Source organism: Pseudomonas sp. RGB (genome assembly GCF_007713445.1).
GTDB lineage: Bacteria > Pseudomonadota > Gammaproteobacteria > Pseudomonadales > Pseudomonadaceae > Aquipseudomonas.
Window position 1 is genome coordinate 55,317 of sequence record NZ_VMSH01000016.1, and the last position, 22,175, is coordinate 77,491.

25 protein-coding genes and 1 tRNA gene are annotated in these 22,175 nt (G+C 59.1%); 9 read left to right on the plus strand and 17 right to left on the minus strand.

Going from position 1 to position 22,175, the window contains the following annotated elements; translation table 11 throughout:
• Window positions 1-7 precede the first annotated feature (7 nt).
• The 3 genes from sctS to sctU are packed head-to-tail and all read left to right on the plus strand — an operon-like array spanning window position 8 to window position 2,164.
• Window positions 8-271, plus strand: coding sequence for a type III secretion system export apparatus subunit SctS (sctS, locus tag FPT15_RS25140; protein ID WP_058411467.1), 264 nt, complete (start codon window positions 8-10; stop codon window positions 269-271).
• A gap of 10 nt (window positions 272-281) precedes the next feature.
• Window positions 282-1,070: a type III secretion system export apparatus subunit SctT gene (gene sctT, locus FPT15_RS25145; protein WP_145165604.1), complete on the plus strand. Its 789-nt coding sequence runs from the start codon at window positions 282-284 to the stop codon at window positions 1,068-1,070.
• On the plus strand, window positions 1,067-2,164 hold the full coding sequence (sctU, locus tag FPT15_RS25150; RefSeq protein ID WP_145165546.1) for a type III secretion system export apparatus subunit SctU: 1,098 nt from the start codon (window positions 1,067-1,069) through the stop codon (window positions 2,162-2,164). Before sctT ends, sctU begins: the two co-directional genes overlap by 4 nt.
• 94 nt (window positions 2,165-2,258) lie before the next feature.
• On the opposite strand, the gene hrpT is transcribed toward sctU, so the two are convergent.
• From hrpT to FPT15_RS25230, 16 genes are all read right to left on the minus strand, one after another.
• On the minus strand, window positions 2,259-2,462 hold the full coding sequence (hrpT, locus tag FPT15_RS25155) for an HrpT family type III secretion system protein (protein ID WP_145165548.1): 204 nt from the start codon (window positions 2,460-2,462) through the stop codon (window positions 2,259-2,261).
• Complete coding sequence (gene sctC / locus FPT15_RS25160; RefSeq protein ID WP_145165550.1) at window positions 2,459-4,591, minus strand: type III secretion system outer membrane ring subunit SctC; 2,133 nt, start codon at window positions 4,589-4,591, stop codon at window positions 2,459-2,461. Before sctC ends, hrpT begins: the two co-directional genes overlap by 4 nt.
• 263 nt (window positions 4,592-4,854) lie before the next feature.
• Window positions 4,855-5,088, minus strand: coding sequence for a hypothetical protein (locus FPT15_RS25165; protein ID WP_145165552.1), 234 nt, complete (start codon window positions 5,086-5,088; stop codon window positions 4,855-4,857).
• A 91-nt stretch (window positions 5,089-5,179) separates the two neighbouring features.
• Window positions 5,180-5,785 carry a type III secretion system stator protein SctL gene (gene sctL, locus FPT15_RS25170; protein WP_145165554.1) on the minus strand — a complete coding sequence of 202 codons (606 nt, stop codon included), beginning with the start codon at window positions 5,783-5,785 and terminating at the stop codon, window positions 5,180-5,182.
• Window positions 5,763-6,344, minus strand: coding sequence for a type III secretion protein (locus tag FPT15_RS25175; protein WP_145165556.1), 582 nt, complete (start codon window positions 6,342-6,344; stop codon window positions 5,763-5,765). Before FPT15_RS25175 ends, sctL begins: the two co-directional genes overlap by 23 nt.
• Complete coding sequence (gene sctJ, locus FPT15_RS25180; protein WP_145165558.1) at window positions 6,337-7,122, minus strand: type III secretion system inner membrane ring lipoprotein SctJ; 786 nt, start codon at window positions 7,120-7,122, stop codon at window positions 6,337-6,339. Before sctJ ends, FPT15_RS25175 begins: the two co-directional genes overlap by 8 nt.
• A 4-nt stretch (window positions 7,123-7,126) precedes the next feature.
• Window positions 7,127-7,492, minus strand: coding sequence for a hypothetical protein (locus FPT15_RS25185; RefSeq protein WP_145165560.1), 366 nt, complete (start codon window positions 7,490-7,492; stop codon window positions 7,127-7,129).
• 510 nt (window positions 7,493-8,002) lie between these two features.
• A complete protein-coding gene (locus tag FPT15_RS25190) occupies window positions 8,003-8,917 on the minus strand; it encodes a sigma 54-interacting transcriptional regulator (protein WP_145165562.1) in 915 nt (304 codons plus the stop codon).
• A gap of 304 nt (window positions 8,918-9,221) precedes the next feature.
• Window positions 9,222-10,322, minus strand: a complete 1,101-nt coding sequence (gene ychF / locus FPT15_RS25195) for a redox-regulated ATPase YchF (protein ID WP_101266309.1) — start codon at window positions 10,320-10,322, stop codon at window positions 9,222-9,224.
• Between the two features lie 21 nt (window positions 10,323-10,343).
• Window positions 10,344-10,928, minus strand: a complete 585-nt coding sequence (gene pth, locus FPT15_RS25200) for an aminoacyl-tRNA hydrolase (protein ID WP_010213318.1) — start codon at window positions 10,926-10,928, stop codon at window positions 10,344-10,346.
• A gap of 168 nt (window positions 10,929-11,096) precedes the next feature.
• Entirely contained in the window at window positions 11,097-11,699 is a 603-nt protein-coding gene (locus tag FPT15_RS25205) for a 50S ribosomal protein L25/general stress protein Ctc (protein WP_106578554.1), read from the minus strand.
• Between the two features lie 138 nt (window positions 11,700-11,837).
• Window positions 11,838-12,779: a ribose-phosphate pyrophosphokinase gene (locus FPT15_RS25210; protein ID WP_003208392.1), complete on the minus strand. Its 942-nt coding sequence runs from the start codon at window positions 12,777-12,779 to the stop codon at window positions 11,838-11,840.
• Window positions 12,780-12,825: 46 nt separating this feature from the next.
• Window positions 12,826-12,900: transfer RNA gene (locus FPT15_RS25215), tRNA-Gln, on the minus strand.
• Window positions 12,901-12,936: 36 nt separating this feature from the next.
• Window positions 12,937-13,740 carry a 4-(cytidine 5'-diphospho)-2-C-methyl-D-erythritol kinase gene (gene ispE / locus FPT15_RS25220; protein ID WP_256676513.1) on the minus strand — a complete coding sequence of 268 codons (804 nt, stop codon included), beginning with the start codon at window positions 13,738-13,740 and terminating at the stop codon, window positions 12,937-12,939.
• A gap of 50 nt (window positions 13,741-13,790) precedes the next feature.
• Window positions 13,791-14,408 carry a lipoprotein insertase outer membrane protein LolB gene (gene lolB, locus FPT15_RS25225; protein ID WP_145165566.1) on the minus strand — a complete coding sequence of 206 codons (618 nt, stop codon included), beginning with the start codon at window positions 14,406-14,408 and terminating at the stop codon, window positions 13,791-13,793.
• 4 nt (window positions 14,409-14,412) lie between these two features.
• A complete protein-coding gene (locus FPT15_RS25230; RefSeq protein ID WP_106578557.1) occupies window positions 14,413-16,137 on the minus strand; it encodes a tetratricopeptide repeat protein in 1,725 nt (574 codons plus the stop codon).
• 182 nt (window positions 16,138-16,319) lie between these two features.
• Between FPT15_RS25230 and hemA the strand changes: the two genes are divergently transcribed.
• The 6 genes from hemA to FPT15_RS25260 all read left to right on the plus strand — a co-directional run bounded on the left by hemA (window position 16,320) and on the right by FPT15_RS25260 (window position 21,685).
• Window positions 16,320-17,609, plus strand: coding sequence for a glutamyl-tRNA reductase (hemA, locus tag FPT15_RS25235; protein WP_145165568.1), 1,290 nt, complete (start codon window positions 16,320-16,322; stop codon window positions 17,607-17,609).
• A complete protein-coding gene (prfA, locus tag FPT15_RS25240; RefSeq protein ID WP_119736461.1) occupies window positions 17,606-18,688 on the plus strand; it encodes a peptide chain release factor 1 in 1,083 nt (360 codons plus the stop codon). Before hemA ends, prfA begins: the two co-directional genes overlap by 4 nt.
• Window positions 18,689-19,519, plus strand: coding sequence for a peptide chain release factor N(5)-glutamine methyltransferase (gene prmC / locus FPT15_RS25245; protein WP_145165570.1), 831 nt, complete (start codon window positions 18,689-18,691; stop codon window positions 19,517-19,519).
• On the plus strand, window positions 19,513-20,268 hold the full coding sequence (gene moeB, locus FPT15_RS25250; protein WP_145165572.1) for a molybdopterin-synthase adenylyltransferase MoeB: 756 nt from the start codon (window positions 19,513-19,515) through the stop codon (window positions 20,266-20,268). Before prmC ends, moeB begins: the two co-directional genes overlap by 7 nt.
• Window positions 20,261-21,055 carry a glutamate racemase gene (gene murI / locus FPT15_RS25255; RefSeq protein WP_145165575.1) on the plus strand — a complete coding sequence of 265 codons (795 nt, stop codon included), beginning with the start codon at window positions 20,261-20,263 and terminating at the stop codon, window positions 21,053-21,055. Before moeB ends, murI begins: the two co-directional genes overlap by 8 nt.
• Window positions 21,056-21,166: 111 nt before the next feature.
• Complete coding sequence (locus FPT15_RS25260; RefSeq protein WP_145165577.1) at window positions 21,167-21,685, plus strand: acyloxyacyl hydrolase; 519 nt, start codon at window positions 21,167-21,169, stop codon at window positions 21,683-21,685.
• A gap of 134 nt (window positions 21,686-21,819) precedes the next feature.
• Here the strand turns inward: FPT15_RS25260 and FPT15_RS25270 are convergent, their stop codons facing one another.
• Window positions 21,820-22,125, minus strand: a complete 306-nt coding sequence (locus FPT15_RS25270) for a YkgJ family cysteine cluster protein (RefSeq protein ID WP_016977069.1) — start codon at window positions 22,123-22,125, stop codon at window positions 21,820-21,822.
• Between the last annotated feature and the right edge of the window lie 50 nt (window positions 22,126-22,175).

Here is a 22,175-nt window from a genome sequence, read left to right on the forward strand (position 1 = left end):
GTGCCCCATGGAACCGATCGTACTGTTCAAGCAGGGCATGCTGCTGGTGGTGGTGTTGTCGGCACCGCCGCTGATTGTGGCGGTGATCGTCGGCGTGCTGACGTCGTTGGTGCAAGCGCTGATGCAGATACAGGATCAGACCCTGCCCTTTGGCATCAAGCTGGTTGCGGTGGGCATCACGCTGATATTGACGGGGCGCTGGATTGGCGTGGAGCTGATTCAACTGATCAACCTGATGTTCGACATGATCGCTCGCTCGGCACTGAACTGAGGGCATGCACGTGCTGCTTTATCTTGAATATCTACCCAGCCTGCTGGTGGCCATGGCGCGTATCTATCCCTGCGCGATCCTGGTGCCGGCGTTCTGTTTCCAGCATCTGCGCGGCATGCCCCGGCATGTAATCGTGATGGTCATGGCGTTCATTCCGGCTCCCGGCATCCATGCGGTACTGGCGGGCCAGGACTATTCGGCGCTGATGATCATCGGGCTGATGCTCAAGGAGGTCACCCTGGGCATTTTGCTCGGGGTTTTGCTGGCCATGCCTTTCTGGATGTTCGAGTCGGTTGGCGCGCTGCTGGATAACCAGCGTGGCGCCCTGGCGGGTGGCCAGCTCAACCCGTCATTGGGGCCGGATGCAACGCCCGTGGGGCATCTGTTCAAACAGCTGGTGATTTACTTGCTGATCGCCGTCCTGGGCTTGAGCGTGCTTACCCAAGTGATCTGGGACAGTTACCTGCTATGGCCGGCCACCGCTTGGGTGCCGCTGCCGGCAGTCAATGGTTTCAGTATTTTCCTGGGCCTGGTCGGCGATACCTTTACCCACATGATGCTCTACGCTGCGCCGTTCATTGCGGTGCTGATGTTTCTGGAGTTCGGCATCGCGCTGTTGGGGGTCTACAGCCAGCAGTTGCAGGTGAGCACGCTGGCGCCGCCGGTCAAATGCCTGGCGGGTATCGGGATTCTGTTGCTGTACTTTGCGTTGCTGCAGGACCTGATCGTCGGACGCTTGAATGTGCTCGGCGATCTTAAACACTCGCTCGGGCTGATGTTCCAGGTCTCGACGCCATGAGTGACTCCGGTGAAAAGAAGCACCCGGCCTCAGCCAAGAAACTGCGCGATCAGCGCAAGAAGGGCCAGGTTTCCCAAAGCCAGGATGTCAGCAAGCTGCTGGCGTTGACGGCCATCAGCGAGGTGGCGTTGTTCACCGCCGAAACCAGTTTGCAGCGCTTTCAGCAACTGATGGTGTTGCCAATGTCGAGTATGGCTCAGCCGTTCACGCGGGCGCTGGAGACGGTGCTGTTTGAAGGCGCGATGATGTTTTTCGCGTTCGCCCTGTTGATGGCCGGATTGGCCGTTGCCGCGAAGCTGATCAGCAGTTGGATGCAGTTCGGGTTTCTGTTTGCTCCCGAGACCTTGAAGCTCGATTTCAATCGGCTCAACCCCCTCAAGCAGCTCAAGCAGATGTTTTCTGCGCAATCGGTCATGAATTTGTTGATGAGCATCACCAAGGCAGTGCTACTGGGCGTGATTTTGTACGTGGTGATCAAGCCGTCTTTGGGCGCGCTGATTAACCTGGCCAGCAGTGACCTGCAAACGTACATCCTGGCGTTGATCGTTCTGTTCCGCCACTTGTTGCATGCCTGCCTGGGGCTTTTGCTGGTGCTGGCGCTGATCGACCTGGCGTTGCAAAAACACTTCTTCGCCAAGCGCATGCGCATGACCCAGGTCGAGGTCGTCAAAGAGTACAAAGACATGGAGGGTGACCCGCATGTGAAGGGGCAGCGCCGTTCGCTTGCCCAGCAGCTGGCCCAGGAGGAACCGAAGGTCAAGCTGCCCAAGCTGGAAGAGGCCGATATGCTGGTGGTCAACCCGACGCATTTTGCCGTGGCGCTGTATTACCGCCCGGGTGAGACGCCGCTGCCCATGCTGGTGTGCAAAGGCACGGATGACGCGGCGCGCGACTTGATCCAACAAGCCAAGGCCGCTGAGGTGCCGGTGATTCAGTGCGTGTGGCTGGCGCGCACGCTCTACACGAACAAACTGGGCGCGAGCATCCCCCGCGACACCCTGCAGGCCGTGGCGCTGATCTATCGCACGTTGCGTGAGCTGGATGATGAGGCCAAGCGCGAAACCCTGGAGTTGCCGGCGCTGGAGGTGCGCTGATCAGCGCACCGAACCTCCGCGAAGCCAGGGCCAGGTGAGCCGCCGCGCTGCTCACCTGACGGCCCGACAACAGCCGGCGTTGATCGCGGAACACTCAGCGTTCCAGCGAAATTGTCTGGTAATCCGCGCGCTCTCCGGAAGGGCCGGGCTCGACGCGCATCTGCGGTGGCCACCAGATTACCAAGGTGTCTTTGGTCGATTGCGGGCGTGAGCAAGAGTCGCCTTTGCACGTGGGAACGCAGCCGGCGATGAGCAGCACGGTGCCGATCAGGGTGATGCACAACAGGTGGCGTTTCATGGGGCGACCTTCTTCTGAGTGGGCGTGATCAAGGAAGGGCGGGGCACGCCGATGTGTTCATCCTTCACCACCGGGCGCATGGCGATAAAGACCTCGGCTTCTTCACCCGGTTTGAGCCAGGCGCGTGGCCATACCGTGACGGCCAGGGTCTGCGAATTGCTGCACTCCTTTTCGTCGATGCGCACATTGCGCTTGATCTGATTGCGCACCACCACCACCGCCACATTGAACTGCGGGCCGGCGTACCACTGGCTGCGCTCGGTGTTCATGGCCAGTAGACCGCGGGTGTTGCACAGGGTGTCCAGGCCCAATGGCATCGGTGCTGCCTTGAAGGCCAGGGGCACTTGCCCGGTCACCAGATTGGCCAGAGTGCTGGTGATGTCACTGCGCTTGATGACCGGCGGGTGTTCGGCGTAACGCCTGGCCAGGGGCTTGAGCGCGGCCTGCAACTCCACTTGATCTTCCTGCGGCAAATACCGTGAAGGGTCCGCCTGATCGCCGATGACGCGTGGCGTCAGGATGAACAAGCGTTCGCGGCGATTGTTCTGGCGTTCGCTGGAGGAAAACAGCGCCTTGCCCAGCAGCGGTATGTCGCCCAGCAGGGGAACCTTGTTGCGCTTGTCGGTGCTTTCGGTGACATGAAAACCACCGACCACCAGCGAGCGTTTTTCCGCCATCACCGCCTGGGTGCTGACATTGCCCCGGCGCACGTCGGGGCCGATGCGATCCGGGTTGGATTCATCGAAGTTGCCGTCCTCGATATCCACCATGAGGTGCACCTGATGAGTGCCACGGGTGGTAATCACCCTGGGGATCACTTGCAGGCTGGTACCTACCGTAATCGGCAGGATCGTCGCCACCTCCGTGCCTGCGGTCAGGTATTGGGTGCGGTTGAAGTCAATCACCGAGGGCTGGTTTTCCAGGGTAAGCACCGAAGGGTTGGACACCATGGTTGCCAGGCCGCGCTGCTCCAGGGCGCGTATCTTGGCAAAGAAGCGGTCACGGTTTTCGATCGACAGCTGCGATGAACTCCCAGGCGCCATTCTCATGTCGCTGCTGAAATGGCTGTTACCCCAGTTGACCCCGAATTCGCGCAGTTGGGAGCGCTCTATGTCGAGGATGATTGCGTCGATTTCCACCATTTTGCGCGCCACATCGAGCTGGGTAATCAGCTCTCGGTACATGGCCTGCCGTTCCGGGAGGTCGTAGATCAGCACGGCGTTGTTGCGCACGTCGGCCTCTACGCGGATTTTGCCTGCCGACACCGGCGCGCGCGGGGTGAGCGTGGCGCCAGAGGCCAACTGGCCTGGGTCCGCTGTCTGGCCGAACATTTGCCCGAGCATGGGATTGCTCAACCGGGGAACGTTCGGCGTGATGGGCGAGGGCTGCGAGGAGGGGCGCGGGGAAAGCGTCGACAGGGATGACGTCGCCCGAGGCTCCAATAAGCCCCGCAGCATGCTGGCAACGCCAGGGATGACTATTTTTTCGCCGCGGTAGTCGATCTGGCGATCTCCCGCGTTGGCGAATTTCAGGGGGTAGCTGAGTACGCTTTGTTTTTCGTCGGGTGACTTACGCTGGCTGCTGAATTGCTTGATCTGTTCGATGTAGCGCTTGGGGCCAGAGACCAGCACCACGCCGTCATCGGGCAGTTCACCCCAGCCGAAACGACTGTCGAGCAAGCCGATATCGGTCAAGGCCCGTTTGAGGTCAGCGACGGTCTCGGAAGAAACCTCCAGGCGCGCGGACTCTTGCAGGTCCAGGGTGCTGATATAGAGGGTGTTGTTGTACAAGTACCATTGAAAGCGGTGTTCAACGCCCAGCCTGTCGAGTAACGACTGCGGGGTATTGGCGCGTATCTTGCCATTTACGATGCCCTCCAGCAGACCGTCGACTTGCAGTTGCGTGCCAAACGTTTGAGCAAAGTCCTCCAGCACATCCCGCAGGGGCTTATGCTCGGCTTCATAGGCGTAGGCGGTGTTTTTCCATTCGGAGGGGATGGCGGCGAGGGGGCTGTGCAACGGCGCCAACAACAAGGGCAGCGCAAGCAAACAACGCCAGTGGGCGCGTTTTGCCAGAGCCGCGGGCGAGTTTAAACGCAAGCCGGTGTGCTTGTTGATCTTGCTATACATGACAGGTTCTCTGTTTCAGTGCGAAAGCGTCGTAATGAAGTGGGCCGGATTTGCGCCCAGCCGTTGTCAGGCGCGCCGTTGCGCCGCGCCAGGTGTCACGTTGGTTGAGAGGTACTTCAAGGGTTTGCAATCAAGTGGCAGGCATTGCACCCACCGGAGATGGCGCGTGGCGCGAACCTGGGCAAGTGCTGACTTGCGGTTCAAGCCGCCGCCTATTCTGTTCACGACCGCCCAAGCCAACAGTCAGCGTTTGCCGCCAGCCACTAAACGACATTGATGGCCGATTTAACCGTCTCGTGTTTGTAGCTGAGGTAGGTCGAACTCACGGCAAAGTTGTTAACCAGGGCGGACTTTTCCTCAATGAGTTGTTCGAAGAGCCGCGCGCTGTCTTCGCTTGCTTCGCTGTACGGAATGTCGGCGCTGATCTGGTCGAGGTTTTTTTCGGCTTGGGATTGCTGCCTGTAGAGACTGCTGAGTACGCGTGAGTCAGTATTCATGGCGTTATCTCCAGTGGGTGTGTATCCCTGTGTGGCGGCAGATTGCTCACCAGTTCCAACAACAGGCCTGTGTGGTTAAAAAGAACAGGGTTTACCCAGCAAAGGTGTCACTTGATTTGGCCAAGGGTGGAATCGCCACCAGGTTGTCGAGGGCATGCGCCCAGTTGATATGAAACCCGCCATCTTCTGTCTCAAGCAGCAGCGACTGGGCGGCGATCCCGTCTTCGACCCGAAGCGTCCAGGGCACACTGCTGTGAAGGTTGAGCCATAGCTCGACGTGTTCACGGTCCTGCGGGTTGCACACCAGGTGCGCCTCAACGGTGGGCAGTTGCGCCTCCAGCAGTTTGTTGAGCAGTGTCGTGAGGCGTTGAACGGGCACAGTCTCCTCCAGCAGGGTTTGAATGGCCGCGTTGATGACTGAGCTTGCGACCTGCTCCAAACTCGCCAGCATTGCCTGGCGCTCTGACTCCCAGCGGTGCAGCTGGGCATTGGCGCGTTGCCAGAACTCATCGCTGGCACGTTCGAGTATTTTTTCGCATTGGGCCTGGGCCTGGCTGATGCGCGTCTGCGCTTGAGTTTCTGCGTGTTCCAACAGCTGACGGGCCTGGGTGTAGTCAGACAGCATTTCCCTGGGGATCAGGGCCGTGGGCAGTGCGTGGGCGGGGGTGTTCAGCTCAATCGTGTGGGCGCAAAACATGGTCGGGTTTCTCGCGAGGGGCGGGCGGCGCGTCATCGACAGCGGTGGAGGTTGCGCGCCAGATCGTGGCTTTCCACAGGGTATCCAGCCGGCCGTGCGTGTCCGCCAGGCGAGGATGCTGCTCCAACGCCAGCACCCTTGGGCGGGCAAAATTCAGGCGTAGCCGCTGCCAGACATTGGGAGCGACCCACGCGCGCAGGTAGTGCAATGGGTCGTCGACGTTCACCGGTGCTGAGCCCGTGGGCAGTGCCTTGGCCAGGCGCTGGCACCACAGCAGCTGCTCTTGATTCAACCGGCTGTCGTGGGGCGCGTTGTACACCTCATTCACCAGTGTCAGTGCGAGGTCGCGTTGTTGCGCGCTGCTCAACACCCATTGGAGGAGGGCTGGAGACGTGGGAGGGGCAAGCTCGGGCGCGATGCCGAACAGGCTGCTCACGCGGCGATGATAGGCGCGTGAAAGCGCTGCGGTTTCCACAAACCCCGTTTGCGTGAGCCAGTCGATGTGGGCGTTTTTCCATGGGAACGCCCACCATTTTACCCAGCTGAGGTCGTCACTCATGGGCGTGTGCCGGCGTGCTTTCGGGTGTGAGTGTGGAGACTTTCCTGCGGCGCCAGAACAGCCAGGCGATGCCTCCTGACAGAGCGATGATCAGCGGCGCAATCAGGCTGGCGCGCCAGAAACCAAGGTCTTGCTCGGGCACCAGAAAAGGGCCGAGGTAGGTCAGTTGTTGCTGCTCGGTGTAGGCGGTGGCCGGTACAAAAATGACGGTCAGTTTTGTCGTGTTGTCTATGGCCGAGGCCATGCCTGGGATGCTGCTGGCCACCAGTCTGCGCACGCGCGGATTGATATTGTCCGGGTCCAGTCGCGGGTCGTGCTTGATGAAGACCGAGGCGGAGGCCGGCTGTACCGGCTCGCCCGGCGCGACGCGCTCAGGCAGTACCACATGCACACGCGCGACGATCACCCCGTCTATGTTGGATAAGGTCGATTCCAGCTCCTGGGACAGCGCGTAGATGTAGCGTGCGCGCTCTTCCAGCGGGGTGGAGATGACGCCTTCCTTGCGAAAGATATCCCCCAGCGTCGACCGGGCCGTTTTGGGCAGCCCCGCCGCGTCCAGGGTACGCACAGCTCGGCTGATGTCACTGGCCTTGACCCGAACAGCGACACCGTCTTTGCCTGGCACCTTCTGAGCCCGGATTTGCTTGTCTGCCAGCTCCGCGATGACTTCGTTGGCTTCCTGCTCAGAAATATTGCGATGCAGCTCTACGCTGTCACCACAACCGGACAGCATCAACGCTAATGAAAACAAGAATGGGGCGGTTAGGCGGCGGTACATGCAGCTATCCCATGCTTGAAATTTTGTCGACGCCTTTCGCGACGGCGCCGATGACCTTGACGCGTGACATCACGTCGATATGCGCTTCGGCGAGCGACTGGGGGAACTCGTTCGCGTCCTTGGTCTTTTTGTTCAGGCTCGCGTCACGAAAGCCTTTGGATACGCGTCTGGATAAAGTGTCCGACGCTGTCGCGCTCCAGGCCTGAGCGGTGGACGCCACCGCAGGCACGATGCCTTTCACGGGCGGCTCGGTCTGGCTGAGTTGGGCGTTGAAAAAGTTGATGTCAGACGCCCGGTTGATCGCGCCAGGCGCCTCGGCTTGAGAGAGGATACTGCTGTTTTCCGGTTGCCCTGGGGTGGTGATGTACATGTGAACCTCCATCGAACGTATCGAGTGTTACGTGCCTCGTGACGATGAAAAACCTCCTCGACCGGGGCAGAGGAGGTCAGTCTGACTTACGCGAATCGCAAAGACTTAATGCGACCCGCTTTCGCGGTAGTCAGTTCTTGTTCAGCAGTCTTCTTGGCCTCTTCGACGACTTTCCTTTCTTTATCTGCGTTGATTGCGTCCAGTTGCGCCTGGTTACCCGCGCTGGAACCACCAATACCTGAGATTGAGGACATAGATCACCTTCTTGATTTCAAATGAAGTCTGATAGCGAGTGTTAGCTACCGTCACGTGTTGAGTGGCTGTGAAGTCACCCACTTATAAGTGGTGGAGGGAAATAAAGCGTTCCAGTATTTATATGTTTAAAATTATTTCTAGTGCGGTTTTTTGTGAAGTCATTGTTGTAATGCTTAATTGTGCGCATGCGCTAAAGTGCCCAGGCGGGTGCGAATGGCTAAGTTCTGCCACAATGCGCCGAACTACACCATTCGGTTATAGGTCGAGTTGTTTAATTCGGTGGTAGAGCGTGCGTTTGGCGACGCCTAATTCAATTGCGGTGATATCCACGCAATGATCATTGCGGCGCAACGACTCTTCAATCAGTGCTTTTTCGATTTGTTGCAGGCGTTCCTTCAGGCTCAGTTCGCCATCGTGCGGGTTGCTCATGGGCGTGGAGAACGCTGGCAGGCCCAGCACGAACCGCTTGGCGGACGAACGTAATTCGCGAATATTGCCTAGCCAGGCGTGGCACAGCAGTTGTTGCAACAGCTGGCCGGGAACCGTCGGAGCGGGGCATTTGAAGTGCTCGGCTTCTTCCCGGACCATCTTCATGAACAGCGGAATGATGCGTTCCCGCTGGTGCCGCAAGGCCGGAAGTTCGAGGCTGACGACATTCAGGCGAAAGTACAGGTCACGCCTGAAGGTGCCTGATTCAACCATGTGGTGCAGTGACTGCTGTGCCGAGGCAATGACGCGCATGTCCACCGGGATGAAGCGGGTTGAACCCAGCCGCTCCACGCCCCGCGACTCCAGCACCCGCAGCAGTTTGGCCTGCAGGCTCAATGGCATGCTGTCGACCTCATCGAGGTACAAGGTGCCCAGGTGAGCCGCCTCGACAAAGCCGGCCCGCGATTGCATGGCCCCGGTAAAGGCGCCACTGTTGACCCCGAACAATTGGCTCTCCGCGAGGCTTTCCGGAATAGCGGCACAGTTCACGGCAATGAAGTTACCGCGCCGCCCCGACAAGCGATGGACCCGTTGGGCCAAGGTGTCTTTCCCTGTGCCGGTTTCCCCTAATAGCAGAATGTCGATATTGAGTGACGCTGTACTGTTAAGGGTGTTTTCAATACCTGAGGTGTCACTGATTGAGATGTCTGTTTCAACTTCCCTATGGTAGGCATCCGACATCAAGTAAGTGCTCCATTATCACTGTGCATCATTCAGGCAACGGTCGACAGGCAAAGGCCAGCAGGTCGCAAATTATAGTTTTTTTATTGTTGTTCTGAAGTAGGAACTTACGCGCAAGGCGTAGGAGAAATGAGATAGGTTTGGGGGGTATTTTGCTTGGAGGTGTAGTCAGTAAAATATTGAGAGTTAATAGGAGGAATCTTAAGTTTCGGAGTGTTCGGATGAACGTCCATAAGTAGTCGCGCACAAAAAAACCGATGCAGTGCATCGGCTTTTTGTTTGCGGCAATGACCGCAAGGTTTACTTATACGTTGAAACGGAAGTGCATGACGTCGCCATCTTTGACGATGTATTCCTTGCCTTCAAGGCGCCACTTACCGGCTTCCTTGGTGCCGGCTTCACCCTTGTACTGGATGAAGTCGTTGTAGGCGATGACTTCGGCGCGGATGAAGCCTTTTTCGAAGTCGGTGTGGATCACGCCGGCAGCCTGTGGCGCGGTGGCGCCGACTTTGACGGTCCAGGCGCGGACTTCTTCGACACCGGCGGTGAAGTAAGTCTGCAGGTGCAGCATTTCGTAGCCGGCGCGGATCACACGGTTCAAGCCAGGCTCTTCCAGGCCCAGCGCCTCGAGGAACATGTCTTTTTCTTCGCCGTCATCCAGCTCGGCGATTTCGGCTTCGATCTTGTTGCACACCGGCACCACGATCGCGCCTTCTTCCTCGGCGATGGCCTTGACCACGTCGAGCAATGGGTTGTTCTCAAAGCCGTCTTCAGCGACGTTGGCGATGTACATCACCGGCTTGGTGGTCAGCAGGTGGAAGCCTTTGATCACTGCTTTTTCATCGGCATTCATGCTCTTCATCAGGCTGCGCGCTGGCTTGCCCAGGGTGAAGTGAGCGATCAATTGCTCCAGCAGGCCTTTCTGGACCACGGCATCCTTGTCGCCGCCCTTGGCGTTACGCGCGACTTTCTGCAGTTGTTTCTCGCAGCTGTCGAGGTCGGCGAAGATCAGTTCCAGGTCGATGATCTCGATGTCGCGCTTCGGGTCGACGCTGTTGGAGACGTGAATCACGTTCTCGTCTTCAAAGCAGCGGACCACGTGGGCGATGGCATCGGTTTCACGGATGTTGGCCAGGAACTTGTTGCCCAGGCCTTCACCTTTCGACGCGCCGGCCACCAGGCCTGCGATGTCGACGAATTCCATGGTGGTCGGCAGGATGCGCTTTGGATTGACGATAGCCGCCAACTCCTGCAAGCGCGGGTCCGGCATGGCCACGATACCGCTGTTGGGTTCGATGGTGCAGAAGGGGAAGTTCTCCGCCGCAATACCGGACTTGGTCAAGGCGTTGAACAGGGTGGATTTGCCGACGTTGGGCAGGCCGACGATGCCGCAATTGAATCCCATGGTGTTTCCCCTCGGTAAGAGTCAGGCCTTCTGGCTGTGCAGGTTTTTCATCGCACGGTTCCATTCACCGGCGAAGATATCCGGCAGCACGCCGAGGGCAAAGTCGATGCTGGCATCGAGTTTTTCCTGTTCGGCGCGTGGCGCACGACCCAGGACGAAATTTGAAACCATACTGGCAACGCCTGGGTGGCCAATGCCGAGCCGCAGACGGTAAAAATTATTCTGATTGCCCAGCTGCGCGATGATGTCGCGCAGGCCATTGTGCCCGCCATGCCCGCCGCCTAACTTGAGTTTGGCAACGCCGGGTGGCAGGTCCAGTTCGTCATGGGCCACTAGGATTTCTTCGGGTTTGATCCGGAAGAAGCCCGCAAGCGCCGCGACGGCTTGGCCGCTGCGGTTCATGTAGGTGGTGGGAATCAGCAGACGAACATCCTGACCTTGATGCGAAAAGCGTCCGGTCAGGCCAAAATATTTGCGATCGGCCACAAGGTTTACGCCTTGGGCGTGGGCGATACGCTCAACAAAAAGGGCCCCCGCGTTATGCCGGGTCTGTTCGTATTCGGCGCCTGGATTTCCCAGGCCAACGATCAGTTTAATGGCAGTCACGACAGGGGCCCTTCCTTTGGAGTTGTGGATAACATCGCCGCAACCTGCGTGCGGCGAAAGTGGACGACAAGAGATCATTTACTCAAGAGTAAACGCCGCGTTATCGCCCGCTTTCTCGCTACGTTTCGGTCCGCGATGTTTCCTCAAGCTCCGGCAATACAGAGTGAATTACTCTGCAGCGCCTTCTTCTTCAGCTTCTGGAGCAACGCGTGGAGCGTGAACGTTGGCAACAGCTTTGTCATCACCGTGAGCCAGTGCGACAAATTCAACGCCTTTAGGGGCCTTGAGGTCGGACAGGTGAACGATGGCGCCGATTTCCAGAGCCGACAGGTCGACTTCGATGAACTCAGGCAGGTCTTTCGGCAGGCAGGTCACTTCGATTTCGTTCAGGACGTGCGAGATCTCGCCGCCTTTCTTGACCGGAGCTTCTTCGCCAACGAAGTGCACTGGAACGATAGCGGTCAGTTTCTGACCGGCTACAACGCGTACAAAGTCAGCGTGCAGCACGTGGCCTTTGGCCGGGTGACGTTGCAGAGCTTTGATGATCACGTTTTGCTTGGTGCCGCCAACGTTCAGTTCGATAACGTGGCTGTAAGCAGCATCGTTTTCGAGCAGTTTGGCGATTTCTTTAGCCAGCATGCTGATGGATTCAGGGGCTTTTTCGCCACCGTAAACTACAGCTGGAACCAGGCTTGCGAGACGACGCAGGCGGCGGCTCGCACCTTTCCCCAGGTCGGAACGCAGTTCAGCATTCAAAGTAAAATCGTTCATGTTGTATCTCCAAAATAACCACATTCGCCCCAGCGTTTGCGACCAGCGCTAAAGGCGATATGGGCAAAAAAGCCCCGCCCCAACAGTATGCTGGGGCGGGGCGCTTTTCGTCAGGTTGAGGTCGCTAAGGTGTGAACCTTAACGGAACATCGCGCTGATCGATTCTTCGTTGCTGATGCGGCGAACCGCCTCGGCAACTACCGGTGCGATATCCAGTTGACGGATACGCGAACAGGCTTGAGCTGCTGCGGACAACGGGATGGTGTTAGTCACCACCAGTTCGTCCAGCATGGAGTTCTCGATGTTCTCGATCGCTCGGCCCGACAGCACAGGGTGTGTGCAGTAGGCGAAGACTTTTGCGGCACCGTGCTCTTTCAGGGCTTTCGCCGCGTGGCACAGTGTGCCGGCGGTGTCGACCATGTCATCAACCAGAATACAGGTACGCCCTTCGACATCACCGATGATATGCATCACTTCAGAGTGATTGGCTTTCTCACGGCGTTTGTCGATGATCCCGAGGTCAACGCCCAGGGATTTGGCAACGGCCCGTGCACGCACGACGCCACCAATGTCCGGGGACACGATCATCAGGTTTTCAAAGCGCTGGTCTTCGATGTCATCCACCAATACTGGGGAGCCGTAGATGTTATCTACCGGGATATCGAAGAACCCCTGAATTTGGTCAGCGTGCAGGTCAACCGTGAGAACACGGTCGATGCCTACCACGGTCAGCATGTCAGCAACGACTTTCGCGCTGATAGCCACACGTGCGGAACGCGGACGGCGATCCTGACGGGCATAACCAAAGTAAGGGATTACAGCTGTGATTCGAGTCGCTGAGGAGCGGCGGAAGGCATCAGCCATCACGACGAGTTCCATCAGGTTATCGTTGGTCGGAGCGCAGGTCGGCTGAATAATGAAGACATCTTTACCGCGGACGTTTTCATTGATCTCGGCTGTAATTTCGCCGTCGGAGAACTTACCGACAGAGATGTCACCGAGAGGGATATGCAGCTGACGTACGACACGTCGAGCCAGATCGGGGTTGGCATTCCCCGTAAAGACCATCATCTTGGACACGCGCAGTACCTAGAGGCTGAGGGTAACCTGGATGAGTATTAGAAAATGGCAGGGGCGGCTGGATTCGAACCAACGCATGGCAGGATCAAAACCTGCTGCCTTACCGCTTGGCGACGCCCCTGTATCTGTTGCAACGAGTACCCAGTACTCGGTTCCTTTAGAGCAGACTTTGCAGCTTGCGATGCAACATCGAAACGTTGCTTCCCTTTGCTACAAACCCTGTAAGGGTCTCTGTAAGAAGGGCCGAGACTTTATCAGCTTCAGCTTTGCTTGGGAAGCCCCCAAACACACAACTTCCAGTTCCGGTTAATTTTGCTTCGGTAAATTTACCTAACAAATTCAAAGCGTTACGTACCTCTGGATAACGCCTTGCTACAACCGGTAAGCAGTCATTTCGACTGTTTCCCTTGGGAACGGGGCGCACTTTAATGGGAGGAGAGTTACGTGTCAACAGTGGATCTGAAAAAATTTCTGCTGTACTTACAGATACTTGCGGAACAAGCACGACATACCACGGCTCTTCGGGGTATTCCGGGGTGAGTTTCTCCCCCACGCCCTCGGCAAAAGCGGCGTGCCCACGCACGAAAACCGGGACGTCAGCGCCCAGCGTCAGGCCCAGCGTAGCCAGGCGATCGTGGTCCCAACCCAGTTGCCACAAGTGATTGAGGCCGAGCAACGTCGTCGCGGCATTTGAGCTGCCACCACCAATGCCGCCACCCATAGGCAAAATTTTATCGATCCAGATGTCGATGCCCAGGGTGCAACCGGATTGTTCCTGAAGTTTTTTCGCGGCCTTCACAATCAGGTTGCTGTCGTGGGGCACGCCTTCGAATTCGGTGTGCAACTGAATCACGCCATCATCGCGCACGGCGAAGGTCAGTTCGTCGCCGTAGTCCAGAAATTGAAACAGCGTCTGCAACTCGTGGTAGCCGTCTTCACGGCGCCCCAGAATGTGCAGCATCAAATTGAGTTTGGCGGGGGAGGGCAGCGTCAGCGTTGTAACAGTCACGTTTATTGCCCCAGCTTGCGCGGTTGCCAGTCCTTGATCACCAGCGTGACATCAACGTCGGTGCCATGCAGCTTGATGCGCTCGGGCAGCCAGTAACCGCTTTGTTGCACGTAGCTGAGGTACTCCACCTGCCAGCCATCCTGTTCCAGCGTGGCCAGCCGACTGTCGCCATTGAGGCTCAGGCGACTTTTGCTGTCCGGCGCGGGCAAACCGCGAACCCACCACACCAGGTGCGAAACGGGCAGCTTCCAGCCCATTTGCTGCTCCAGCAATTCTTCCGGCGACGCCGCTTCATAGCGTCCCTGGTTGGCCACTTCCAGGCTGACTTGCCCCGGGCGTCCCGTCAGGCGAGCTGCGCCGCGGCCCAGTGGGCCGGACAGGCGAATGTCGTAATAGTCCTGGCGCTGCAGCCAGAACAACGTGCCGCTGCCGGAATCTTTTGGCGCGCGAACCCCGACCTTGCCTTCGATCTGCCAGCCATCAATGCTGCTGAGCTGATCCTTGTGTTGTTTCCATTGCGCCGGGTTGCCCTGGCCTTCAACGGATTCGCGGGCGCCGAAACCCGCGCAACCGGCGAGCAGGGCGATGAAGCTGAAAACAATGACGTGGCGCAAGAACATAAGCTTAAAGGGTCTCGGATCCGGTCAGGCGCTTGATGGTGCCGCGCAGGATGGGGCTTTCGGGTTGTTCCTTGAGGAATTTTTCCCAGATTTGTCGCGCTTCGCGCTGCTTGCCATTGGCCCACAGCACTTCGCCTAGGTGGGCGGCCACTTCCTGGTCGGGGAAGCGTTCCAGCGCCTGACGCAGCAAGCGTTCAGCTTCGTCCAGGTTGCCCAGGCGGTAATTGACCCAGCCCAGGCTGTCGAGCACGGCCGGGTCTTCCGGGTTGAGCTTGTGGGCTTGCTCGATCAGCACCTTGGCTTCGGCGTAGCGCGTCGTACGGTCGGACAGGGTGTAACCCAGGGCGTTCAGCGCCATGGCATTGTCCGGGTCACGCTTGATGATCAGGCGCAGGTCTTTTTCCATCTGCGCCAAGTCGTTGCGTTTTTCCGCCTGCATGGCGCGGGTGTACAGCAGATTCAAATCGTCGGGGTATTGCAGCAAGGCTTGTTGCAGCAATTTCCAGGCGCGTTCGCCCTGCTTGTTGGCCGACAAGGTTTCGGCCTGGATCAGGTACAGCTGGATCGCGTAGTCCGGTTCGGCATCGCGCGCTGCGGCCAGGCGTTTTTCCGCCTCGTCGGTGCGGCCGTTGCTCATCAGGATGTCAGCTTGGCGCAATTGGGCCGGCAGGTAGTCGTTGCCAGGGCCGACCTGAGCGTACTCAAGCAGGGCCGCCTGCGGGTCGTTGCGCTCTTCAGCAATACGGCCGAGGTTCAGGTGCGCCGAGTCCACATGGCTTTCGCGTTGGATCAGCTCCTCCAGATAACCCTTGGCCTCGTCCCAGGCCTTGGCTTCCAGGCACACCAGTGCCAGGGAGTAGCGCAATTCATCGTCGTCCGGGTATTGCTGGACCAGATTGGCGAACTGCACCTTGGCGTCTTCCATACGGTCCTGCTCAACCAGCGTGCGCGCATAGGTCAGGCGCAGGCGCTTGTCGTCCGGATACTTCTTGATGCTCTTTTCCAGCAGAGGAATCGCTTCCTTGCCGCGATTGAGGTTCTGCAGCAGGCGCGCACGCAGCAAAATCGGTGCGATCTCGCCGTCTTCCGGCGGGTTCTGCTCCAGCAGCTTGAGTGCGGCGTCGGCTTCATCGTCCTGTTGCAGCAGTAACGCCTTGCCGAAAATCAGCTGGCTGTTCTTTGGGTGTTTTTGCAGCAGGCGGTCGAAACTCTTCATCAGGCCATTGCGCGTGTCCTGGTCGGTGTCGGCAGCCGACAGCGCGAGGAAGTCGAAATGCGTGTCGCCCTTGCCCAGCAGGACTTTCTCCATATAGACCATGGAGTCGTCATAGCGCCCCGCGCGCGCCAGTTGAATGGCCGCGGCCCGCTGCGCTTCCAGGTCGTCCGGTGCGTTTCTCGCCCAGATCAGCGAGGTGTCCAGCGCAGCCTGGTCAGCGCCCAGGTATTCGGCGATGCGAAACGCGCGCTCCGAAATGCCCGGATCCTGGGTGTTGATGGCCTGGGTCACGTAGTTATCCAGGGCAATATCGAAACGATTGCGCTGGCCGGCGAGTTCCGCGGTCAGCAGGCTGTAGATCGTTTCTTCATTGAACGAGGAATAAACCTTGGGCTTTTCAGGGGCGGGGGTGCTGTCTTCAACCGGCGGCGTACCGTCCGGCGACACGGGTGCCAAGGCCTGGCAGCCGCTGAGGAAGACAAAAGCAAGGAGCAACGCGGAAGATCTATTCATATAGGAAGAGGACGACTAACCTGCGGTCGGATCATCATGACACAAGCCTTCGGCCAAACATAACCGAGTCTCAGTTGGCGCCTTTATAGGCATAAGCTACTAGGACAATAGACGACGGTGGTTGTTCTGGATCTTTCGAAGTAGGACAATTGTCGGCTTCCCGACATCATCAGCGATATTGAATGGCCTTCCTCGCACTCGGTATTAACCACAAGACTGCTTCCGTAGACGTGCGCGAGCGCGTGGCGTTTACGCCAGAGCAGTTGGTTGAGGCCTTGCAGCAGCTCTGCCGGCTCACCGACAGCCGCGAAGCTGCGATCCTTTCGACCTGCAATCGCAGTGAGCTTTATATAGAGCAGGAACATCTTTCAGCGGATGGGGTGCTGCGCTGGCTGGCCGATTATCACCATTTGAGCCTCGATGACCTGCGCGCCAGTGCGTATGTGCACGAAGAGGATGCGGCAGTTCGTCACATGATGCGCGTCGCCTCAGGGCTCGACTCGCTGGTGTTGGGCGAACCGCAGATCCTTGGCCAGATGAAATCCGCCTATGCCGTGGCCCGCGAGGCCGGCACCGTGGGGCCACTGCTGGGGCGGCTGTTCCAGGCCACTTTCAACTCGGCCAAGCAAGTGCGCACCGACACTGCCATCGGTGAAAACCCGGTGTCCGTAGCGTTTGCCGCCGTCAGCCTGGCCAAACAGATTTTCAGCGACTTGCAGCGCAGCCAGGCCTTGCTGATCGGCGCCGGTGAAACCATCACCCTGGTGGCGCGTCACCTGCACGACCTGGGTGTGAAGCGCATTGTGGTCGCCAACCGAACCCTGGAACGCGCGAGCATTCTTGCCGAGCAGTTTGGTGCCCATGCCGTGCTGCTTTCGGATATCCCGGCTGAACTGGTGCACAGCGATATCGTCATCAGCTCCACCGCCAGCCAGTTGCCGATTCTTGGCAAAGGCGCGGTCGAGAGCGCGCTGAAGCTGCGCAAGCACAAACCGATCTTCATGGTGGATATCGCCGTTCCCCGCGACATCGAGCCAGAAGTCGGCGAGTTGGACGACGTTTACCTCTACAGCGTCGACGATCTGCACGAAGTGGTTGCCGAAAACCTCAAGAGTCGCCAGGGCGCTGCCCAGGCCGCCGAGGAAATGGTCAGCACCGGCGCCGAAGACTTCATGGTGCGCCTGCGCGAACTGGCGGCGGTCGACGTGCTCAAGGCGTATCGTCAGCAGGGCGAACGCCTGCGTGACGAGGAATTGATCAAGGCCCAGCGTCTGCTGGCCAACGGCAGCAGCGCCGAAGAGGTGCTGATGCAACTGGCGCGTGGCTTGACCAACAAGTTGCTTCACGCCCCCAGCGTTCAGTTGAAAAAGCTTACCGCCGAAGGCCGCCTTGATGCGCTGGCCATGGCCCAGGAACTCTTTGCCCTCGGTGAGGGCGCGTCAGATAGCTCTTCGGATAAAAAACCGCAATGAAAGCGTCACTGCTCAATAAACTGGACGTGCTCCAGGACCGTTTCGAAGAACTGACCGCCTTGCTCGGCGATGGCGAGGTCATCTCCGATCAGACCAAGTTCCGCGCCTATTCCAAGGAATACGCCGAAGTTGAGCCAATTGTGGCCACCTACAAACACCTGATGAAAGTGCAGGCCGACCTCGAAGGCGCCCAGGCGCTGCTCAAGGACAGCGACCCGGACATGCGCGAAATGGCCGTGGAAGAAGTTCGCGAGGCCAAGGAAAAACTGGCCGAGCTGGAAGGCGACCTGCAGCGCATGCTGCTGCCCAAAGACCCCAACGACGGGCGCAACGTGTTCCTCGAAATCCGCGCCGGCACCGGTGGCGACGAGGCGGCGATCTTCTCTGGCGACCTGTTCCGCATGTACTCGCGCTACGCCGAGCGTCGTGGTTGGCGCGTCGAGATTCTGTCCGAGAACGAAGGCGAACACGGCGGCTATAAAGAAGTCATCGCCCGGGTTGAAGGCGATAACGTCTACGGCAAACTGAAATTCGAATCCGGCGCACACCGCGTGCAGCGGGTGCCGGCGACGGAATCCCAGGGCCGTATCCACACCTCGGCGTGCACCGTGGCCGTGTTGCCCGAGCCCGACGAGCAGGAAGCCATCGAGATCAATCCGGCGGACTTGCGTGTCGACACCTACCGCTCATCGGGCGCCGGTGGTCAGCACGTCAACAAGACCGACTCGGCGATCCGCATCACGCACTTGCCGTCGGGCATCGTGGTGGAGTGCCAGGAAGAACGCTCCCAGCACAAGAACCGTGCGCGGGCCATGTCCTGGCTGTCGGCCAAGCTCAACGACCAGCAGACCAGCGCCGCCGCTAACGCGATTGCCAGCGAGCGCAAGTTGCTGGTGGGTTCGGGCGACCGCTCCGAGCGCATCCGTACCTACAACTTTGCCCAGGGCCGGGTCACCGACCACCGGGTCAACCTCACGCTTTACTCCCTCGACGAGATTCTCGCCGGCGGTGTAGATGCAGTGATCGAACCGTTGCTCGCCGAATACCAGGCCGACCAATTGGCGGCGATAGGTGAATAAATGACCATCATTGCCAGCCTGCTGCGCGCCGCAGACCTGCCCGACTCGCCCACTGCGCGTCTGGATGTGGAGTTGTTGCTGGCCGCGGCCTTGGGTAAATCGCGCAGCTATTTGCACACCTGGCCGGAAAAAATCGTCAGCAGCGAACATGCGCTGACCTTTGCCGACTATTTGCAACGTCGTCGTGGCGGTGAGCCGGTGGCGTATATCCTCGGCCAGCAAGGCTTCTGGAAGCTGGACCTGGAGGTCGCGCCTCACACGCTGATCCCACGTCCGGAAACCGAGCTATTGGTGGAAGCCGCGCTGGAACTGTCGCCCGCCACGCCTGCCAAGGTTCTGGACCTGGGCACCGGCAGCGGCGCCATCGCCCTGGCCCTGGCCAGCGAACGTCCGGCCTGGCAGGTCACGGCGGTTGACCGCGTGCTCGAAGCCGTGGCCCTGGCTGAACGCAATCGCCAGCGCCTGCACCTGAAAAACGCCACAGTGTTGAACAGTCATTGGTTCAGCGCGCTGCAAGATCAAACCTTCGACCTGATCATCAGCAACCCGCCGTACATTGCCGATAACGATCCCCATCTGGTGGCCGGCGACGTGCGTTTTGAACCGGCCAGCGCGCTGGTGGCGGGGCATGATGGCCTGGATGACTTGCGGTTGATCATTGCCGAATCTCCCGCCCACTTGAATGCGGCTGGCTGGCTGTTACTTGAACATGGCTACGATCAGGCGGCGGCCGTGCGTGACCTGCTGCTTGGCGCAGGCTTTGAAGAGGTGCACAGCCGCCTTGACCTCGGTGGCCACGAACGCATCACCCTGGGACGCCGGCCGTGCTGACCGACCAGGAGCTGTTGCGCTATAGCCGACAGATTCTGTTGCAACATGTCGACATCGACGGCCAATTGCGCCTGAAAAACGCCCGCGCGTTGATCGTCGGCCTGGGCGGGCTGGGCGCGCCGGTGGCGCTGTACCTGGCGGCGGCCGGTGTAGGCGAGCTGCACCTGGCGGACTTTGACACCGTCGACCTGACCAACCTGCAACGCCAGATCATCCACGACACCGAGAGTGTCGGGCAGACCAAGGTCGATTCGGCCCTGCGTCGTCTCGCGGCGATCAACCCTGAAGTCAAACTGCTTGCTCACCGCGCAGCGCTGGATGCCGATTCACTGGCCGCGGCAGTAGCGGCGGTGGACGTGGTGCTCGATTGCAGCGACAACTTTTCCACCCGTGAAGCGGTGAACGCCGCCTGTGTTGCCGCCGCCAAGCCATTGATCAGCGGCGCGGCGATTCGCCTGGAAGGGCAATTGTCGGTGTTCGACCCGCGTCGCGCCGACAGCCCGTGTTACCACTGTTTATATGGGCATGGCAGCGACACCGAACTGACCTGCAGCGAAGCCGGCGTCGTCGGTCCGTTGGTTGGCGTGGTCGGCAGCCTGCAAGCACTGGAAGCCCTGAAATTGCTGGCCGGTTTCGGTGAGCCGCTGGTAGGCCGCTTGTTGCTGATTGATGCGTTGACCACACGCTTTCGCGAATTACGCGTCAAGCGCGACCCCGGTTGCAGTGTCTGTGGGACGCAGCATGGTTAAGAGCGCGCCCATCGGTGTGTTCGATTCCGGTATCGGCGGCCTGACCGTGCTGGACGAAATTCAGCAGTTATTGCCCCATGAGTCGCTGCTGTACGTGGCTGATTGCGGGCATATCCCCTACGGCGAGAAAACCCCGGCATTCATTCTTGAGCGCTCCCGGCGTGTCGCCGAATTTTTCCGCGAGCAAGGCGCCAAGGCGTTTGTGATTGCCTGCAACACGGCGACCGTCGCCGCCGTTGCCGATTTGCGCCAGAACTACCCCGACTGGCCCCTGGTAGGCATGGAGCCCGCGGTCAAACCCGCCGCCGCCGCCACTCGCAGCGGCGTGGTGGGTGTTCTCGCCACCACTGGCACCCTGCAAAGCGCCAAGTTCGCTGCTTTGCTTGATCGCTTCGCCACCGACGTGCGTGTGATCACCCAGCCATGCCCGGGCCTGGTGGAGTTGATTGAAAGCGGCGACCTCGACAGCCCCGAGCTGCGCCAGATGTTGCGCGGCTATGTCGAACCGCTGCTCAGCGCCGGCTGCGACACGATCATTCTGGGCTGCACCCACTATCCCTTCCTCAAGCCGCTTCTGGCGCAGATGCTTGCCCCGAGCATCATCCTGATCGATACCGGCGCTGCCGTGGCGCGCCAGCTCAAGCGTTTGCTGGGCGAGCGTGACCTGCTGGCCGGCGGCAACCCTGAGCCGGCCCGGTTCTGGACGAGCGGTAACGTCGATCATTTAAGAAATATCCTACCTACACTATGGAAACATTCCGGAGTTGTGCGAAGCTTCGACGCGTGAAAAATTCGTGAAATACCGGGGTTAGACGCTGAACTTCTGGCTATGCGCGCGCTTCTATAGCGAGTTAGCTTGTACCAAACCATACAACTTCGTTCTCAAGGACTGTTTCTTATGAAGCGCTTGTTCTGTTTGGCTGCGATTGCGGCCGCCGTGGTAGGACACTCTGTTTCGGCCCAGGCCGCTGGCCTGGAATTTGGTGTGGGGAGCACCAGCGATTCGACCATGACCTATCGGTTGGGGCTGACATCGGATTGGGATAAAAGCTGGTGGCAGAGCGATACCGGCCGGTTGACCGGCTACTGGAGCGGCGCGTACACCTACTGGGAAGGCGACAAACGTGCGGGCGCCAGCAGCCTGTCGTTCTCGCCGGTATTTGTGTATGAGTTTGCCGGGGCATCGGTAAAACCTTACATCGAGGCCGGCATCGGCGTGGCCGCGTTCTCGCGCACACGCCTGGAAGACAACAACATCGGCCAGTCCTTCCAGTTTGAGGACCGCCTGGGCTTTGGTTTGCGTTTCACCGGTGGGCATGAGGTGGGCATTCGTGCCACGCACTATTCCAACGCGGGCATCAGCAGCAATAACGACGGCGTAGAGAGCTACTCGTTGCACTACACCTTGCCGTTGTAAATCATCAGGCACCTGCTGACTAATGTGGGAGCTGGCTTGCCTGCGATGCAGACACCTCGGTCTATCAGTTACACCGAAGTGATGCTATCGCAGGCAAGCCAGCTCCCACATTTTGATTTTCATCTACCTCAGGATCAGCGATACGCCGTCGCAATCCCTTCACGCTCGGTGAGGCATTCCGGCGCACCCATCTCGAACTCCCGGCAGATCAGCGGCCGTCGCTCGTAAATCGTGCACATCATCGTGTCTCGGTCCAGCGCCGCACACCAGCCATCATCCAGACGCAGCATCACTTCGCCGCCCCAATCGTCCGTATCGATATAGCGCTCCGGCACGCCGGTGTCGGTGATCAGCATCACTTCCAATTGGCAACAGCAGGCCGCGCACGTCGAGCAAGTGACGGCGGGTTCGGTGATTTGAGTGTGGGGAATGTTGGTCATAGGCGCGCAGTGTAAGGCAAGCGTGTCAGGTAGGTGTGAAAGCTCTGACG